Raw genomic sequence first — 16470 nt, forward strand, 5'->3', positions numbered from 1 at the left:
CTTTTTCTTTGTGCGTCCTGCCTGAAGCATTAAACCTGCGAAACCGACTCAGGAGCAACTTACGGCGCGGCACGTATACAGTCAGATATCTGTTTACCGGTGTCAAACAGCTACCCGGCAACGCTTTATTCCTCTGTATCCCCTGCCTCTGCTGGCTGTTAAGGATTTTCTTATGATAAACGCTCAACTATCAAAATTTGTTCTATAGTATCAATAGCGATATCTAACACAGCACTTTTAAGCTGTCACGTTGCACTATCATTGGTGTATTGTGACGTCAGCAGCAGTGAGAAGTTAAAACCATTATGGCTAAGCGTTCGATATTTGACACAATCAATAAAAAGTTCCGCCGTACCAGCGTAGGAAAGATGTTTTCCGGCTATCAGCAGCTCAGGGAAGCTAACTATATTTCCTCACACTTCAGTACGTATCTGGAACCCGTTCTGGCAGTGGATGATGCTCTGAGAGAGTCTGTCTACAAAATCAGGCATAACGTCTATTGTGACGAGCTTGCGTTTGAGCCGGTGAAAGAGTCAGGTCTGGAAACTGACGAATTTGATGCTTACTCAAGACACTGCATGATTCGCCATATCGGCACTCAGCAAATGGCCGGCACTGTGCGTGCAGTCAGACCATTACAGGATGATCAGCTATTACCCATTGAAAAGTATTGCCGCTCCTCTATCACCCGGAACGATTTGAGTCCGGATAATTTTAAACGCCACGAGGTGTGCGAAATATCCAGACTTGCCGTGCCAAAATACTTCCGGCGACGTCGTTCAGATGACTTCGACGGTTCAGCAACCGGTGCTATCAACCCGGTCACCTACTCGGAAACGGAATTACGCTGTTTTCCTTTTATTGCTGTAGGTTTATATTTTGCTGCTGCCGCCTCGGCGCTGGAGTTCGGTGTGAAGCACGCCTATGTGATGATGGAGCCCCGACTTGCAAGAAGTATGGGTTATGTAGGCATTAAATTTCAGCAGATAGGACCGGTAGTGGACTATCACGGGAAACGGGCGCCTTATTACATCAACCGCCCGTTACTTGAGGGGAGTCTGAAGCCGGGTTTTGCTTCTATGCTTAATGAGATCCGGCTCAGTTTACGGGAACAAATTCCGGGGATGCCGGAAGAACGAGAAGAATATTTGCGGCAGTTTATCAAAGACTGATCCCCTGCCGCTCCGCTCACGGGTTATACGTTGTAGAACCCTCTGTACCATTCCACAAATTTTGCAATACCGGTATCAATGTCTGTTGACGGACGATAACCAGTATCTTTAACCAGTGCTTCTACATCAGCGTAGGTATCAGGCACATCACCTTTTTGCATTGGCAGCATTTCTTTTTCTGCTTCCTTTCCTAACGCCTTCTCGAGAGTTTCGATATAAGTCAGCAGGTGTACCGGCGTCTGAGCGCCAATATTATAAACTTTCCACGGTGCTTTACTTGAGCCCGGATTTGGTGACTTACCGGACCAGGATTCATCCGTTTTTGCATCGTTGTCCAGCGTGGCGATGACACCTTCCACAATATCATCGATGTAAGTAAAGTCACGGCGATGGTTGCCGTAGTTAAACACTTTAATAGGTTTGTCTTCCAGAATCGCTTTGGTAAACAGGAACAGCGCCATATCAGGACGTCCCCAGGGACCATAAACGGTAAAGAACCGCAGTCCTGTGGTCGGCAACCCGTACAAATGACTGTAGGTGTGGGCCATCAGCTCATTGGCTTTTTTACTGGCTGCATACAGAGATACCGGATGATCCACGTTATCTTCGACGGCGAAAGGCATGCTTTCATTGGCACCGTAAACAGAGCTGGATGAAGCGTAAACCAGGTGTTTAACCTGATTATGTCTGCAACCTTCGAGCACATTCATAAAGCCGACAATATTCGCATCAATATAAGCATGAGGATTTTCCAGCGAATAACGCACTCCTGCCTGGGCAGCTAAGTGAACCACCTTATCAAATTTGTGTTCTGCAAAGAGGGCCTCCATCGCAGCACGATCTTCAACGCCCATTTTAATAAACGTAAAAAGATGGCCGGAAGGTAAAGACGATACCCTTTCAAGCCGGGCTTCCTTTAATGACACTTCATAATAATCATTCAGATTATCGATCCCTACGACTTCATCGCCACGCTCCGTTAATTGCGCGGCAACAAATGATCCGATAAAGCCAGCGGCTCCGGTTACTAACACTTTCATATCGTGCTCCCTGAAATAAATGCTGCATGATGAGCAAGATACTCAATCAAACTTCTAAAGCGACTACTTGTCACCATGACCACAAGCAAGAATGACTCCGCTTTTTACATCTTAATAAAAATAAGCACCTTTGCTTACAACGTTATCCCGTGCTTCTCAGCCAGTGCGTAAACATGCTTCACCGGAATGGCATAAGTGATACCGCTGGGCGAAGTAATTGCCGACTCTTTTGTTTTCTTAACGAACACTTTATTGATTACCCCTAACACCTCTCCGGTAGCCGCTTCATACACGGGGCTGCCGCTGTTGCCGGGGTAAGCGGTAATATCAAGTTGATATACCATGAAAGGGTTGCGTAAGCTGTCCAGATAAGCTTGCGACAATTGAGCACTATTCGAAGCCGAGATCACGTTAGGCGTATACGCGGCAACAATGCCTCTGTGTGTGGCCGGGTACAATCCTAATACGGCGCCAATGGGAAAACCGGTCATTGCGATTGCAGTACCATCTTCAACCACATCTGTTGCTGATAGCAGACTGACAGGTGGTAATTCATGGGCCATTTCCAGGATGGCCAGATCATGCTCTTCATCTTTATAAACTTGTTTTACCCGCGCAATTCCCATCTTACGGCCTTCGGGTACGAACACGACCTGGTTAAATTTTACATTTTCTTCTGTAGGAAATGCTGTGATCACATGATGGTTGGTCACTACATATTTTCCATTTCCGACAACGAAACCAGTCCCTTTTAATTGATGGCTGACGGTGGCCAGCGGCGCATAAAAGCCCACCCCCACCACGGAAGGCTTCACCTTTTTTACGACCTCAGGCAATGCTTCTGCAAAAGCAGTATGACAAAGAGGAAGTGAAGTCAGCACAATTGTCATGCTGACGAACAGCACTCTTATTATATTCATTCTAATGTCCCTATCAGGTAATCCGGCTTTTTTCTGATGATAGCATTTTACATGTCACGATATTAGCTTACCCTATAAAGGTTCATGACAAACTGCTTCGCGCAGGATAACCGGATAGCGTATGGATTTTAACTATGATGTGGCGTTTTCCAGAAATATTGGCTGGGTAACGCATGATGAACAAGCTTCACTGCGCACAAAACGGGTGGCAATTGCAGGTTGTGGCGGTGTTGGCGGACTGCATAGTCTGACACTTGCCAGACTGGGTGTCGGAAAAATTAACATCTCTGATTTTGACCAGTTCGATATACACAATATTAACCGCCAGTCCGGCGCTTTTGTGTCGACAAAAGATCAGAACAAGATTGAAGTCATGTCTGCTATGTTGAAGGATATTAATCCGGAAATAGAGATTGGCAGCTTTCCTGCCGGAATCGATGAAACGAATGTTGATCAATTTCTTCATGGCGTCGACCTTTATATAGACAGTCTCGATTTCTTCGCTCTGGCAGCCAGGAAACTGGTTTTCAGCCGTTGCTATGAGAAAGGTATACCCGTTGTGACAGCGGCACCGCTTGGCATGGGCGCAGCCCTGCTTTGCTTTATGCCCGGCAAAATGACCTATGAAGAATATTTCCGCTTTAATGACAAGCAAACAGAAGAAGGACAATTAATCCAGTTTCTGATTGGCTTGTCACCGGCAATGCTCCAGCGTAACTATCTTGTTGATCAGGATGCTGTAGATTTCCACGAGCAGCGCGGCCCCTCAACAGCCATGGCGGTAAACTTATGTGCTGGTATTGCAGAGACCTATGCGCTGAAGATCCTGCTGGGAAGAGGCAAAGTGTTGTGTGCACCTTATGGCCTGCATTTCGATGCATACAAGAATAAGCTCAGTAAGACCTGGTGTCCGTTTGGTAACCGTGGCTGGCTACAAAAATTGAAGTTCAAAATCGCTGAGAAAGTAGTTAGCGGAAAATAATAAAGTTTGTGTCAGGGATTTTTACACGCAGTTTTTAAAGACAGGCAATAAAAATAAAAAACCTAATAAATTCATAAGGATAAAAAGTTGGCACACCACATGCTTTATTATCAGCGAGGCCTAACAGCCGAACGAATTTAATATGGAGATGGTTATGAAATTTAATAAAGTTGTAAAATCTTTCGCATTGACTGCTGGTTTGTTAGCTTCTTTCACAAGCTCAGCTGAGTTCATGGATTTTGAAATTGACGCGACCCCTTATGGCGGTACCGTAGTAGAAGCTGATAAGTTCAACGGTGGTTACGTTGAAGAATTAGTTTTTGATGGTTCAGGTAATTTTAGCACTGGTGCATTTGCATCAATGACTTCTCTTTTCTCTGATGAAGGTACTGATCTAGTAGACGGTACAGACAGCTACCTTAACTTTGGCTATCGTATCTATGCGATCCTGACTGCAGAAGGTACTAGCACTTCAGGTACGTCTTTTGCGGCAAACTCAGCAAGCCTGTCTCTTTATCTTGACGTAAATCGTGATACTGAGTCAGATGACTTATTACTTGGTACAACAATCAATTCTAGCGACGATTTATTGCTGGCTACTGCTGGAGATGTTACTAACGCATATGGAAATTACGATTTCGCAGCTGGTACCGGTAACTATAACTTCGATTTCACTGATTTCACTTTGGAAGCAGATGGCCTGGACTACTTTGTAACTCCTGTTCCATTCTACTCGTACCTGACAGTAAACGGCGATTACGACAGTTTGGATAACCTGGAAGAGATTACTGGTGACGTTTCTGCAGTATTTACAGCAGCACCTGTATCAGTTCCAGAGCCTTCAACCGTAGCTGTTCTTGCTCTTGGCCTGATGGGTCTGGGTGCAACTGCACGTCGTAAAAACAAATAAGATTGTTTTTACACTCTTGAAAAAGGCGACGATTGTCGCCTTTTTTTGTGTCTTCAATTTAAAAACCCCTGATACGTTTGCATACTTTTCTTTTCAGACGATACCCCGTAAAGTATTCACTCATTTTTAAATCCCGGATGTGCTGTATAGTATGGATATATTGAAACGAACCCGAATTGCCGCTTTTGTCACCGCAACGCTGCTCACCACCGCCTGTTCTCAAATGACTGTAGAAGAACGATTAAATAAAGCAGAAGATGCACTTAGTGAAGACAATTACAAGCAAGCTATTGTTCATTTAAAAGCCGCCGTACAGCAATCCCCCACTGATGTCCGCCCCCGTATTGAATTAGCTAAGGTCTATTTCGATATTGGTGATATGGTCAGCGCCATTACGACCTTCGACAAGGTACTCACTCAACGCGGTGATATTAACGATTTTGCGGATGAGTATTTTTTATCCCTGTATTCCATGGCTGATCTGGATATTTTCGAAGTTACCTTTGAAGAATTTAAGGGGCAACTGAACAACGGGCAGCGTATTTCTGCAGAACTGATTGCTGCCGTAATATCGGGTCGCTCAAGATCGCAGGAACAGGCTGAAGAACACCTGAAAGTCGCCGGGGAGTTGGCTAAAGAAAACGCAACGCCGGCAATAAAAAGCAAAATTGACGACTATGCTTTAATAATCAACGGGTACTTGCTTTCGGATAACCCCGGCGACATAACTGTCTTATCGGCACTATCAGAAAAATACCCGGATGACTGGATGATCCGGTCACTGACTGCGGAAATTCTCCAGGCATCAGGTCAGTTTAAAGAAGCAGCTGAGAACTACGAAGCTTTGCTGGCACTTAAGCCTTTCTTTGCCCAGCTTAATCTGAATATTGCAGAAGCTTACATAAAAGCGAAAGAGTTCAAAAAGGCACAAACTTATGTAGAGAAAGTGCTTTCATTATCTGCTGACCAACCGCTGGCGAATCAGCAAATGGCAATTATTGCCCTGTCTGAGCACGATTTTGAAAGTGCCGCCAGACACATAGATATTTCACTGAACCAGAATATGGTGAATATGACATCCGTGTATATCGCAGGGATCTCACATTTCCAGATCGGGAACTACGAGCAGGCACTTTCCTACCTGGAAAAGGTCGTCGATAAATTCCCCCCCAATCATCCGGGCCTGCAAATGTATATTGCAGCAAAATTATCTGCCGGTGATACGCTGGACAGTTATTCTTTATATAAGAAGTATCCGTCACTTGTTACCAGCAATACCCGACTGGCGACAAAAGCGGCTTCAGCGCTTATCTTCTCCGGTGAAAGAAATAAAGCCGCCGAAATCCTTTCCAATGTCAAAAATGATGCTTTTCAAAATCCGGTGCAGCAACAGCAACTCGGCCTGCTGAAGCTGTCTGTGGGTGACAGTGACGGCGAAGATTTACTGGAAACGTCATCGCAACAAATCGTAAAAGATGCAGCGGAAGGTAACAGTACGCAATCTAAGTTGTTCCTGGTCGCCATGAAGGCTACTAACGGGGATGAAGAAGAGGCCCGTTCAATTATCAATGAATGGATTGAAGCCGAGCCGGACAATGCCGAAAACTATCTGATTTCTGCCCAATTTGAATCATATACCGGTAACACAGATGCACTTGAGGCCTTGTATACTAAAGTGCGTACTATTGAACCTGCTAACATTGAAGCGGCAAAGTATTTTGCAGAAAAAGCATTCAGAAATGGTGAGGCAGAAGCAGCCCTGAAAGCCTATAGCCGGGTACTGAAAGAACAGCCGAATGATCAGATTGCTTTAACCGGCGCCTATGTGTCTGCTCAGGCACTGCCTGATAAAAAAGCGACCTTCAAAACGATTGACAATATTTTAGCGCAAAATAGCAAAACCAGTGCTTTCAGCACATTGTTTGCGGCTTTCCTTAAACAGGACTACAAGGAAGTGGTATCACTGTCCCGCAGTTCTATTTTTGGTTTCGGTGAACAACCCAAGGTGGATTTTTTACTCTCCCAGTCTTATATGTCGATGGGCCAGCCTCTGGCAGCTCTGGATGTACTGCGAAACTCCATAAAGTCCGGTTTTGCAACTATTCAGGTTTTTGAAGCCTATGCTGAAGCCATGATGCAGGCTGAAGGTAGCAAGGCCGCATTAAGGGCAATTAAAAATATGCCTGAAGGTGTGGCTGGGGCGCCTCAGTTACAGTTACTGAAAAGCCATATTCTGGTGAATGAGAAGCGTTATGACGAAGCCATGGCTATTATTGCAGGTTTACCGCCGGAGTTTGCTAACAGCGCCAGAGCGATGGAGATCACAGGCCGGGCACAAGCAGGCAACGAAAACTTTTCTGCCGCCATTCCTGCCCTGCAGGAAGCGTTCGATAAACTTAAAACACCTAAGTCAGCGCAGCTACTTTATAAAGCATTAAAAAATAGCGGGCAGGATGAAGAGGCACTCGCAGTTCTGAAAAAGGCTGCCGATATATCACAGGGATATGATGAAGCCGATTTGTTGTATGTCAGTGAGCTGGCTAAAACCGATAAGCAGGCAGCAATCAGCTTCTACGAGCAACTAGTCAGTGCCCAACCAAAGAACTGGCAGGCCATGAACAATATCGCCTGGTTACTCTATGAAGAGAAGCGATACAGTGATGCCTATCAATGGATTATGAAAGCACTGAACTTACGGCCCAGTAATAAATCGCTTCTGGATACAAAAAAACGTATCGAAGAAGCGATCAAATCGAAGTAAATCATTGTATTAAATGCGCCGGCGGGTAAGCTTCGTGCCGGCGAACGTTATTTCTGTTGTTACAGTAAAGGTTTTAAAGTTAGTGTTTGATAAAGTAAAAAGTGATCTGCGATATAAACAGGCAGTGTTTGCTGATGACGGTGCGCATTTATCTTTGCCCCGGTTATTGTTAACCGACGGGACCAGTGCAACACTGCTGTTCAGAATGTCCCACCGCTGTCGCCACGGTATTTTAAGTCCTGCAGGTCTGTTGCTTCAAATGTTGAATAAGTGGATCAACGGCTGTGTCATTGGCGTGAAAGCTGAGTTTGGCCGTGGCCTTGTCATCATGCACCCCGTGGGTGTAGTCATTAACAGCAAGGTCAAAACCGGTGACCGTGTTGTTATCGAAAGTGGCGTAGTGATTGGCGATGAAAAAGGTCAGTCACCGGTTATCGGCAACGACGTATTCATCGGTACCGGCGCAAAAATTATCGGTGGGGTAACCATCGGCGATAATGTGAAAATTGGCGCTAATGCTGTGGTGGTAAAAGACATCCCTTCCGGCTGCACTGCGCTGGGCATTCCTGCGAAGCCCCGTTGATGAGTACAACCATGGAATTCATTTTCTGGCTAAGTGTAGTCGCCATTCTTTATACCTACCTGATTTATCCTGTGATATTACTTGCTGTCAGCAGTTTTCATCAGGCAATTAAAGACACCCGTTTTGTGCTTAGTAAACAGGGCCGCAGAAAGCGTGAAGCCGATTTACCTGACGTCACTATCGTCATCGCTGCATTTAACGAAGAGAAGTGCATAAAGGCGCGTATTGAGAACCTTCTGGAACTGGATTACCCGACGGACAAGTTACGGATCCTCATAGGTTCGGACGGCAGCACAGACGGCACCAATGATATTCTGACATCATTCTCTGCTCCCTGTCTGGAAACCGTTGTTTTTGAGCAAAACCGCGGAAAGATCAATGTGCTGAACGATTTGATGACACGGGTATCGACACCTGTCACAGTTTTCTCTGATGCGAATACGTTTTTTCAACCCGATGCTGTCAGAAAGCTGGTCGCGGACTTCCGTGAGGAGCCAGTTGGCGGTGTATGCGGAGAACTGGAACTTGTAGATGCCTTTTCCGGAAAAAATAAAGACAGTTTATACTGGCAATACGAGCAGGTACTGAAGTTTCATGAGTCCCGTATTAATGCCATGCTCGGAGCGAATGGCGCTATTTATGCTATCCGGACAGCACTGTATGAGCCGTTACCGGAAAATACTATCATTGATGATTTCTGCGTGTTTATGGGTATTGCCAGACAGGGCTATAAACTGACCTATAACCCTGAAGCGCGGGCAACGGAAGAGATTGCGCCTAACCTTGAAGAAGAGGCCGGACGTCGCATCAGAATTGGCGCAGGCAATTACCAGGCGATGATGCGCCTGACCTGGGCACTGAACCCGTTAGCTGGCACCCGGTGCTTCAGTTATATCAGTCACAAAATCTTACGCTGGTTTGTGCCGCATTTTATGCTTGTCGCATTGGTAAGCGGTGCGCTGCTGGCATTCACAAGTCCTCTGTACGGTGTGCTGTTTGCCGGCCAGGTACTTTTTTATTTTACTTATTATTATGGCCTGACATTAAATGATGATAAGAAAGGCAAGTTAGCCAGCATAATTAAACTGGTCACCTTTTTTGTTTCTATGAATATTTCCCTCGGCCAGGGCTTCATCCGATTTTTAACTTCTAAACAGTCTGCAACCTGGAAAAGTACGGCACGCTAATGATCACCTATATTGTTCTCGCTCTCATTGTTCTGATATTAATTGCTGCCGGTTTAGGTACCGCGCTGATTTATCAAAAAGATATGCAGACCTGGATCCTGGGATACTGGAAAAATGCATTCTTCTCGTCTAAGCCGGAAGTCAAAGGTACAACCCACGTGATGTTTTGTTTCGTAGACCACTACGAACCCCAATGGCTGAATAAGGATAACATTGAACTGGAGCGTGCCCGGGTTGACCGCTGGATGCAGGACTACCCTGTTATGGCGTCCAAATTTACCGACGCCGATGGTTACCACCCTAAACACTCTTTCTTCTTTCCGGAAGAAGAATACCGGGAAGAGCATCTGAACAAGCTTTCAGACTTATGTGCCCGCGGATTTGGTGAAATCGAAATTCACCTTCACCATGAAGATGATACCAGTGACAACCTGCGCACCGTGTTATCAAACTTCGCGCAAACGCTGCATGAGAAACATGGCGCACTGGCAACCGATCCGGTAACCGGCAAACCTGTCTATGCATTTATTCATGGCAACTGGGCGCTGGATAACTCTCATCCCCATGGTCACTGGTGTGGTGTGAATGATGAACTCATTGTACTGAAAGAAACCGGCTGTTATGTGGATATGACTTTCCCGTCGCCGGACGCTACACAGCCCGCACTGACCAACTGCTTCCACTACGCGAAGGACGATCCGGCTAAGCCTAAGTCTTATAATTCCGGAAAGCTGATGAAGACCGGTGGTGAGGCCTGGGGCGATCTGCTTATCATGCAAGGCCCGATGGGCTTTAACAAAGAAGCCTTCAAGTTCGGTATTTTACCTAAAATTGAACGTGCGGATATCAGGGACAACTGTCGTCCGACTCCTGGCAGAGTAGATAACTGGGTGGATAAGCATATCCACGTTGAAGGCCGTCCTGAATGGATTTTCATTAAGATCCATACCCACGGAGCCCAGGACACAGACATGGGCGCCCTGCTGGGCGAACCGGTTGAAATAATGCACCGTCACCTGAATGAAAAGTATAATGACGGTGAAAAATATAAGCTGCACTATGTCAGCGCCCGAGAAATGTATAATATTGCTAAAGCGGCGGAAGCCGGGAAGCAAGGCGACCCGAACGACTACCGTGACTTTATATTGAAGAAGCCTGCATTTAAAAGGATTTAACGTGCTCGCGAAACGGATACAATCCAAGCTTGAGTCTATGATAGGTGTTTCAGCTTTTCGCTGGAAACACCTGCCGGACGGTGTATATGTACTTAACTTACACCGTATCGGCGATATGACGACCAGCAAACTCGATCCGAATGTATACTCCTGCTCCGCTGAGAACCTGCATAAACACCTGCGCTTTTTACAGGAGTGTTTCACAATCATCAGCCTGGCGGAATTAAACCAGTTAATATCAACCAGTCCGAAACCGGACAAACGTTACTTACTGGTTACTTTTGATGACGGCTACAAAGACAATTTTGAGCTGGCTTACCCTATTCTGAAGTCGCTGAATATTCCTGCTGTATTCTTTATTGCTACCGGGCTCATTGAAAACAACGAACTCCCCTGGTGGGATAAGGTCGCGTATCTTATTCAGCGCTCACATATTCAAAAAATCAAATTACCCGGCTGGGAAGAGACGGTTGAGTTTAAAACTAACCCGCAAATCTTTATCCGGTTAATTCTGAATCAGATTAAGCGCTGCGCTGCCCCTATTGGCGAACAAATTAAAGAGCTGGAAGATTTTGTCGGTATGCCGTCCCCCTATCCGGATGCAGAGTTTATGTCCTGGGACGATGTCATTACGTTAAGTAATAATGGTATGGATATCGGAGCCCATTCTCACAGTCATGACATACTCGCCAAACTCAGTGACGATCAGATGCTGTTTGAGCTCAGCCACTCTAAAGCGATTCTGGAAGAAAAACTGGGAAAACCGGTAAAAGCATTCAGTTATCCCGTTGGCAGCAAGAACACCTACAACGATTGCGTAATTGAGGCGCTTAAAGATAACGGGTATGAGATTGCCTTCAACTTTCATCCCGGCGTCAATGTAAATCTGGCAAAGAACCGCTATGACCTCTGTCGTTTCCCCATCGAATATATGATGGATGACGAAGCACTTAAGAAAATGCTGACCTACGCAAAGCGGATATAGCCATGACAAACCCCAGAATCCTTCATTGCGTGAGCAGCCTTCAGGTTGGCGGCGCAGAAAAGTGCGCGGTTAATTTATTAACGTGTCAACACGCTCTTGGTTATAAAGTGGCAGCACTGAGTTTTGGCAAACCGGCAGAGCCTTTTCAGTCAGTGCTGGAAAGCCGTGGGATCCGCGTCATTAATAATAACGAGAGCATTATCCGCAGACTGGTCAGAACGGTCAGGATCCTGAAAGGATTCGATGTGATACATATTCACTCTCCGGCTGTGATCCGCGCCTTTATGCCTGTTTTCCCTTTTCTTATGGGTAAAAAAGTCTTGTACACCCATCACGGTGAAGACTCACCGGATCAAAAGGGTATGCGCCTCAGTCACTGGATTGCAGCGCTTTATATTAATAAAGACTTCGCTGTATCAGAGAAAGTTAAACTAAGCGTAAAACAGCGCTATAGCTGGGAACCGGCCAGAACAGACGTTATTCCTAATGGGGTGTTGTTAAGCAAGGGCGACATTACCGCACCTGCTACACCGTTTAAGTTTGCTTGCGTTGCCCGGATGGTTCCCCTGAAGCAAATTGATAAAGTGGTCAACGCATTTGCACAGGCTGATATACCGCAATCTGAATTACATTTATTTGGTGACGGACCGGAAAGGCCGGCGGTGGAAGCTGCTGTGGCAAAACACAATTTACAACATCGTGTTGTGCTGCATGGAAATGTTCTTGATGAAGATGAGATATACCGGCATGTGGATTGTCTGGTGATCAATTCAACCACTGAAGGGCTTCCGATGGCCCTTATTGAAGCGCTGGCAAGAGGAAAGCCTGCCATTTCAACGCCGGTAGGTGAAATACCGAACCTCGATAAACGCTATCATTTTTGCCTTTTCAGTAAAGACGACACAGCCGCTCTCAGCGAAGTCATGAAAACCATGGCCTCCAGTCCTGAACAATGGCAAATGCTCGCCAGAAACGGTAAACAACTCGTGGAAGAATCCTATTCTATAGAGCAGGTATCCCGAACTTATTTGAACGCAGTCAGTTAATCCATGCAGAAAGAACACATTGTTTATTTTACCAACCTGTACCCTCTTCCCTGGGAGCCTGCGCGGGCCGCTTATAATAAGCAAATCGTATCAGCGTTAAGAATGCACTGCGATGTGGATGTACTGACACCGGTGCCGGCTCCTGTGTGGTTCCGGCAGCTTCTGAAAGGAAATCTGAAAAACTCAGAAGCCACTCTGTTCCCTTTTTTCTTTCTGCCCGGCTTTGGACGGCGTACCTATGCATTGACCCTGTTCCTGTCCATGCTCTTGTGTGTATTTCCCCTCATCAGACTGATAAGGGCAAAACATATCGTTGCCAGTTGGGCATATCCTGAAGGCGTCATCGCCAGCCTGTTCAAAAAATGGGGAAATCGTAAAGTCGCCATTCATTGCGTGGGAACAGATATCAATTATCACTTCCGGCACTCAGCCAGACAAAAACAGATGTTGCGTGCTTTTGACCTTGCAGATGAAGTGATAACGGTCAGTCGTGATCTTGCCGGGAAAATCGTTCCTCTGGCTACGGCGTCTACCCGCTGCAATGTGGTTTACAACGGCGTCAGCTTCGATAAATTCGCCTTGAGTGATGCCACAACCCACAGCAAGTCGTTCCTGTTTATAGGCAACCTGCTGACGACAAAAGGGGTGTATGAACTGGCCGGTGCCGCAGCCCTACTGAAAGCCAGAGGTCTTGATTTTACCCTTGATATTGTCGGTAAAGGGCCCGAGAGCGATAAGCTTAAAGCACAAATCAGCAGCAATAACCTTGACGATATCGTTACTTTTCATGGCGCTGTTCTGCATGATGATATTCCGGCTCTTCTGGCGAAAGCCAGAGCCCTCGTATTGCCAAGTTACCGTGAAGGGGTGCCTAATGTCATCATGGAATCCCTGGCGGCAGGCGTGCCACCTGTTGCCACCGCAGTAGGCGGGATCCCTGAAATTGTCCGTGACGGAGAAAACGGCATCCTGGTGCAGGAGCTCAATGCTTCAACGCTGGCTGATGCTATGCAAAAAGCGCTGGAGAAAGACTGGGATAACGCTGCCTTGCGTCATTCAGTGTCAGAGTACACATGGGAAAATTGCGCGCAGGGCTTCCTCAGCGCGCTTTCAATACGGTGAGTTGGATTGTGTTAACGCAATCCGGCTTTACGGGCAACGCCGGAGGCGAATGCCAAAGCCTTTATTACCAGCTTCTGCCATCCTGATGCATAAGCTGTCATACTGTAAACAGGTTCAGAAAACTCCGTCAGCGACTGTTTATAGCTCTGTTTCACACCGCTGCTAAGAAAGTCATATTCCGTCATCCCCTGCCCTGCGGCATATTCTGCCATTAAATAATGGATAAGGGTGCCGGGAGATATATTCGGGCTGAATCCGCTATCAATACCGCCCTGATAAAAGTGAACAGAATTACCGGACTTCATGCCGTAAAATGCACTCACAGGCTTTCCGCCGACTTCGGCATAAGCCAGCAGTAAAGTACCCTGCTTCAGCAGTTGCCCAGCCAGAGACTGATGAAAGCGGTTGAAATATACATCATCAAAAATGGTGTTTTGCTGCTCCCCTTCCCAGCGCAACCGGTGTAAATCTGTGAGCACAGAATAGAACGCATCCAGCGACGCCGGATCGCTGCATATATGCAGTTGACCACCTAAACGGGTAAACAGGTTATAGTAGCGCTTCGCCTTCTTTTTGAGCTTTGTTCCGGCTAAACCGTCATCTTCAAGGGTCATGAAGTAACGTTTCTGTGCCACTGTATTCTCAACCAGGGACGGCGGATAAGCTTCGTCGGCTAACCGCAACAACAATGCATCATGTTTTACGTTATTAAGCACCAGCCCTTTGCCGGTTGATTTGATGGCTTCGATAAGAATAGCAGTGACAGTATCAACATGCTCTTTGCATACCAGCACATCGTGATATTCACTGAATACTTCGCTTTCTTCAGGCTCACCGGTGCCGTTAAAACGTAAACGGAAGGGCTCGCCTTTACGTTCATACAAAGGCAGAACAGCGATCATTTGACCATTGCTATGGAAAACACAAAGGAACTGTAACCGTGATATCAGGTGCCGGTAAGTGTCGAGCCAGGTGAGATTCCACGCAGGACTGAGGAAAATATGTGCATTCTCTGCCCGCTGATACAAATCCTGCCAGAGTGGCTTTACGTTGAAAGCCTCCTCCGGTGTATCAATAACGCGCAGTTGCATAGCTGTCAGTATTTTTGATATTCAAATGCGTCTGCAATCAACTGCCACTTCCGTGTCAGAGTATTGCAGTTACTGTCACAGACAGTATGGGCCCATAACAGGCCGGAGCGGCGCTCCCCTCTGAGTGCATTTTCAATACGTAATTTCTTCATTTCACCTTCGGAAGCCACTTCGCCGCCGGGTGCAATAAAACTGTGGGCAAACAAATGCAGATGCCGTCCGTCACTGACCAGTTGAATAGTCCAGCTGCCATCGGTTATCCGGTTTATTTCCTGCCATTCTACATGTGCTGACTTCACCTGATATTGTGTAGGCTTACCGTCAAGATCTGACCCGTCGAACAAAATACTCAGCGTTTCAAATGCGTATCCCTGAGAACGCTGTTCTTTAACACACACAGCCCCTTCATACGGCAGAACCGGAGCAACCTCAGCATCAATAGTAGACAAACCTTTGCAAGTCTGGCCAAGCGGCGCGGGATCAGCATGTAAAGTCAGCTGTAAAGCCGCTGAGCTCAAAATCAGGAAACACACTGAGGTAACAACTACGGGTTTACGTAAAGCAAAACGCCCCGTACCCGGCTCAGGTGAATACTCTTCTGCAGCGGGCTCTTTTTTCACCAGCTTTTCACCATACCAAAAGAGAAGAATGATAAACGGCGCGTAGATATACCAGCCAAAGTTATTATGGTCCCGCATCAGTTCACTTTGCATATCAGAAAAATGACCAATGAGTATCAGCGCAACGATTCGGATCCAGTTGGTTATCAGTGCACCGACAATGGCCAGCGTCATGAACTTAGCAATTGAAACTTTATTTCTCAGGTTGAGAAATACGAACAAAGAACCGATAGCCAGAGAAACAATGAAGTAACGCAAACCACTACAGCCACCGGCAATAACAAACGTCCCTTCAGGAATCATTACCGAGGTGTTTTCCACATAAGTAGGAATACCGGTGAACCCCATGATTTTCATGACAGCAAACACGGAAAGATGTTGGAGCACGAACTGCAGTGCGCCCCACAGCGGGTACATAAACAACAGGAACGCTACGGTATAAGCCAGCCCTGCAGTGAACGGAACCAGTAACCAGAAACTGTTTGCCAGTAAGGTCAGTGATAATACCCAAACCGCAAGGCTCAATTGCGCGGCGATGGAGAAGTAGTAAGCAATAAATAAGACAACAAAAGAAACGACAGCAGGCCAAAAAACGGCCTGGCGGGGTGTAAGCTCACCTTTGTTGGCGAGCACATACAATAAATAAAGAAAAATAAACGGGATCAGGTACGCATGGGAATAAGTACCATCGTCAAAGCCATGCCGCCACAAAGTGATCATGACCGGATAATTGACCACTGCCCACAATACCGTCAGCGCACTTAACGCAAAGAAAACAAATCTTGCCGGGTGTGACTGCAAGAAACCTGACATTCCCGCCTTTTCTTTCATGTTCTACATCCTGATATGAATACAACATCCCTGTTTCTTCACAAA

The 16470-nt window shown here is 46.4% G+C and carries 14 protein-coding genes; 10 read left to right on the forward strand and 4 right to left on the reverse strand.

Going from position 1 to position 16470, the window contains the following annotated elements; translation table 11 throughout:
* The first annotated feature begins 305 nt into the window (after positions 1-305).
* Positions 306-1172 (forward strand): PEP-CTERM/exosortase system-associated acyltransferase, encoded by an 867-nt coding sequence (locus ACXAGC_RS04180; protein WP_474842662.1) that lies wholly within the window; start codon positions 306-308, stop codon positions 1170-1172.
* A 23-nt stretch (positions 1173-1195) separates the two neighbouring features.
* On the opposite strand, the gene ACXAGC_RS04185 is transcribed toward ACXAGC_RS04180, so the two are convergent.
* Together ACXAGC_RS04185 and ACXAGC_RS04190 are read right to left on the reverse strand one after the other, a co-directional pair.
* The gene (locus tag ACXAGC_RS04185) at positions 1196-2212 is read right to left on the reverse strand and encodes an NAD-dependent epimerase (RefSeq protein WP_474842664.1); all 1017 of its coding nucleotides are present in this window, start codon (positions 2210-2212) and stop codon (positions 1196-1198) included.
* Positions 2213-2346: 134 nt separating this feature from the next.
* The gene (locus ACXAGC_RS04190; protein WP_474842666.1) at positions 2347-3132 is read right to left on the reverse strand and encodes a S1 family peptidase; all 786 of its coding nucleotides are present in this window, start codon (positions 3130-3132) and stop codon (positions 2347-2349) included.
* A 121-nt stretch (positions 3133-3253) separates the two neighbouring features.
* Between ACXAGC_RS04190 and ACXAGC_RS04195 the strand changes: the two genes are divergently transcribed.
* From ACXAGC_RS04195 to ACXAGC_RS04235, 9 genes are all read left to right on the forward strand, one after another.
* A complete protein-coding gene (locus ACXAGC_RS04195) occupies positions 3254-4114 on the forward strand; it encodes a ThiF family adenylyltransferase (RefSeq protein WP_474842668.1) in 861 nt (286 codons plus the stop codon).
* Positions 4115-4268: 154 nt separating this feature from the next.
* On the forward strand, positions 4269-5024 hold the full coding sequence (pepA, locus tag ACXAGC_RS04200) for a flocculation-associated PEP-CTERM protein PepA (RefSeq protein ID WP_474842670.1): 756 nt from the start codon (positions 4269-4271) through the stop codon (positions 5022-5024).
* 151 nt (positions 5025-5175) lie between these two features.
* Complete coding sequence (locus tag ACXAGC_RS04205) at positions 5176-7785, forward strand: tetratricopeptide repeat protein (protein WP_474842672.1); 2610 nt, start codon at positions 5176-5178, stop codon at positions 7783-7785.
* 82 nt (positions 7786-7867) lie between these two features.
* The gene (locus ACXAGC_RS04210; protein ID WP_474842674.1) at positions 7868-8368 is read left to right on the forward strand and encodes a serine O-acetyltransferase; all 501 of its coding nucleotides are present in this window, start codon (positions 7868-7870) and stop codon (positions 8366-8368) included.
* Entirely contained in the window at positions 8368-9555 is a 1188-nt protein-coding gene (locus tag ACXAGC_RS04215) for a glycosyltransferase family 2 protein (protein ID WP_474842676.1), read from the forward strand. Before ACXAGC_RS04210 ends, ACXAGC_RS04215 begins: the two co-directional genes overlap by 1 nt.
* Positions 9555-10730, forward strand: a complete 1176-nt coding sequence (locus ACXAGC_RS04220; protein ID WP_474842678.1) for a hypothetical protein — start codon at positions 9555-9557, stop codon at positions 10728-10730. Before ACXAGC_RS04215 ends, ACXAGC_RS04220 begins: the two co-directional genes overlap by 1 nt.
* A gap of 1 nt (position 10731) precedes the next feature.
* Complete coding sequence (locus ACXAGC_RS04225) at positions 10732-11715, forward strand: polysaccharide deacetylase family protein (RefSeq protein WP_474842680.1); 984 nt, start codon at positions 10732-10734, stop codon at positions 11713-11715.
* A gap of 2 nt (positions 11716-11717) precedes the next feature.
* Positions 11718-12761: a glycosyltransferase family 4 protein gene (locus ACXAGC_RS04230; protein WP_474842682.1), complete on the forward strand. Its 1044-nt coding sequence runs from the start codon at positions 11718-11720 to the stop codon at positions 12759-12761.
* A 3-nt stretch (positions 12762-12764) separates the two neighbouring features.
* A complete protein-coding gene (locus ACXAGC_RS04235; RefSeq protein WP_474842684.1) occupies positions 12765-13883 on the forward strand; it encodes a glycosyltransferase in 1119 nt (372 codons plus the stop codon).
* A gap of 11 nt (positions 13884-13894) precedes the next feature.
* On the opposite strand, the gene ACXAGC_RS04240 is transcribed toward ACXAGC_RS04235, so the two are convergent.
* Positions 13895-14974 (reverse strand): GNAT family N-acetyltransferase, encoded by a 1080-nt coding sequence (locus tag ACXAGC_RS04240; protein ID WP_474842686.1) that lies wholly within the window; start codon positions 14972-14974, stop codon positions 13895-13897.
* A 5-nt stretch (positions 14975-14979) separates the two neighbouring features.
* Positions 14980-16425, reverse strand: coding sequence for an exosortase (gene xrt, locus ACXAGC_RS04245; RefSeq protein WP_474842688.1), 1446 nt, complete (start codon positions 16423-16425; stop codon positions 14980-14982).
* Positions 16426-16470 lie beyond the last annotated feature (45 nt).

The organism is Alteromonas sp. AWJ4_197 (genome assembly GCF_056160285.1).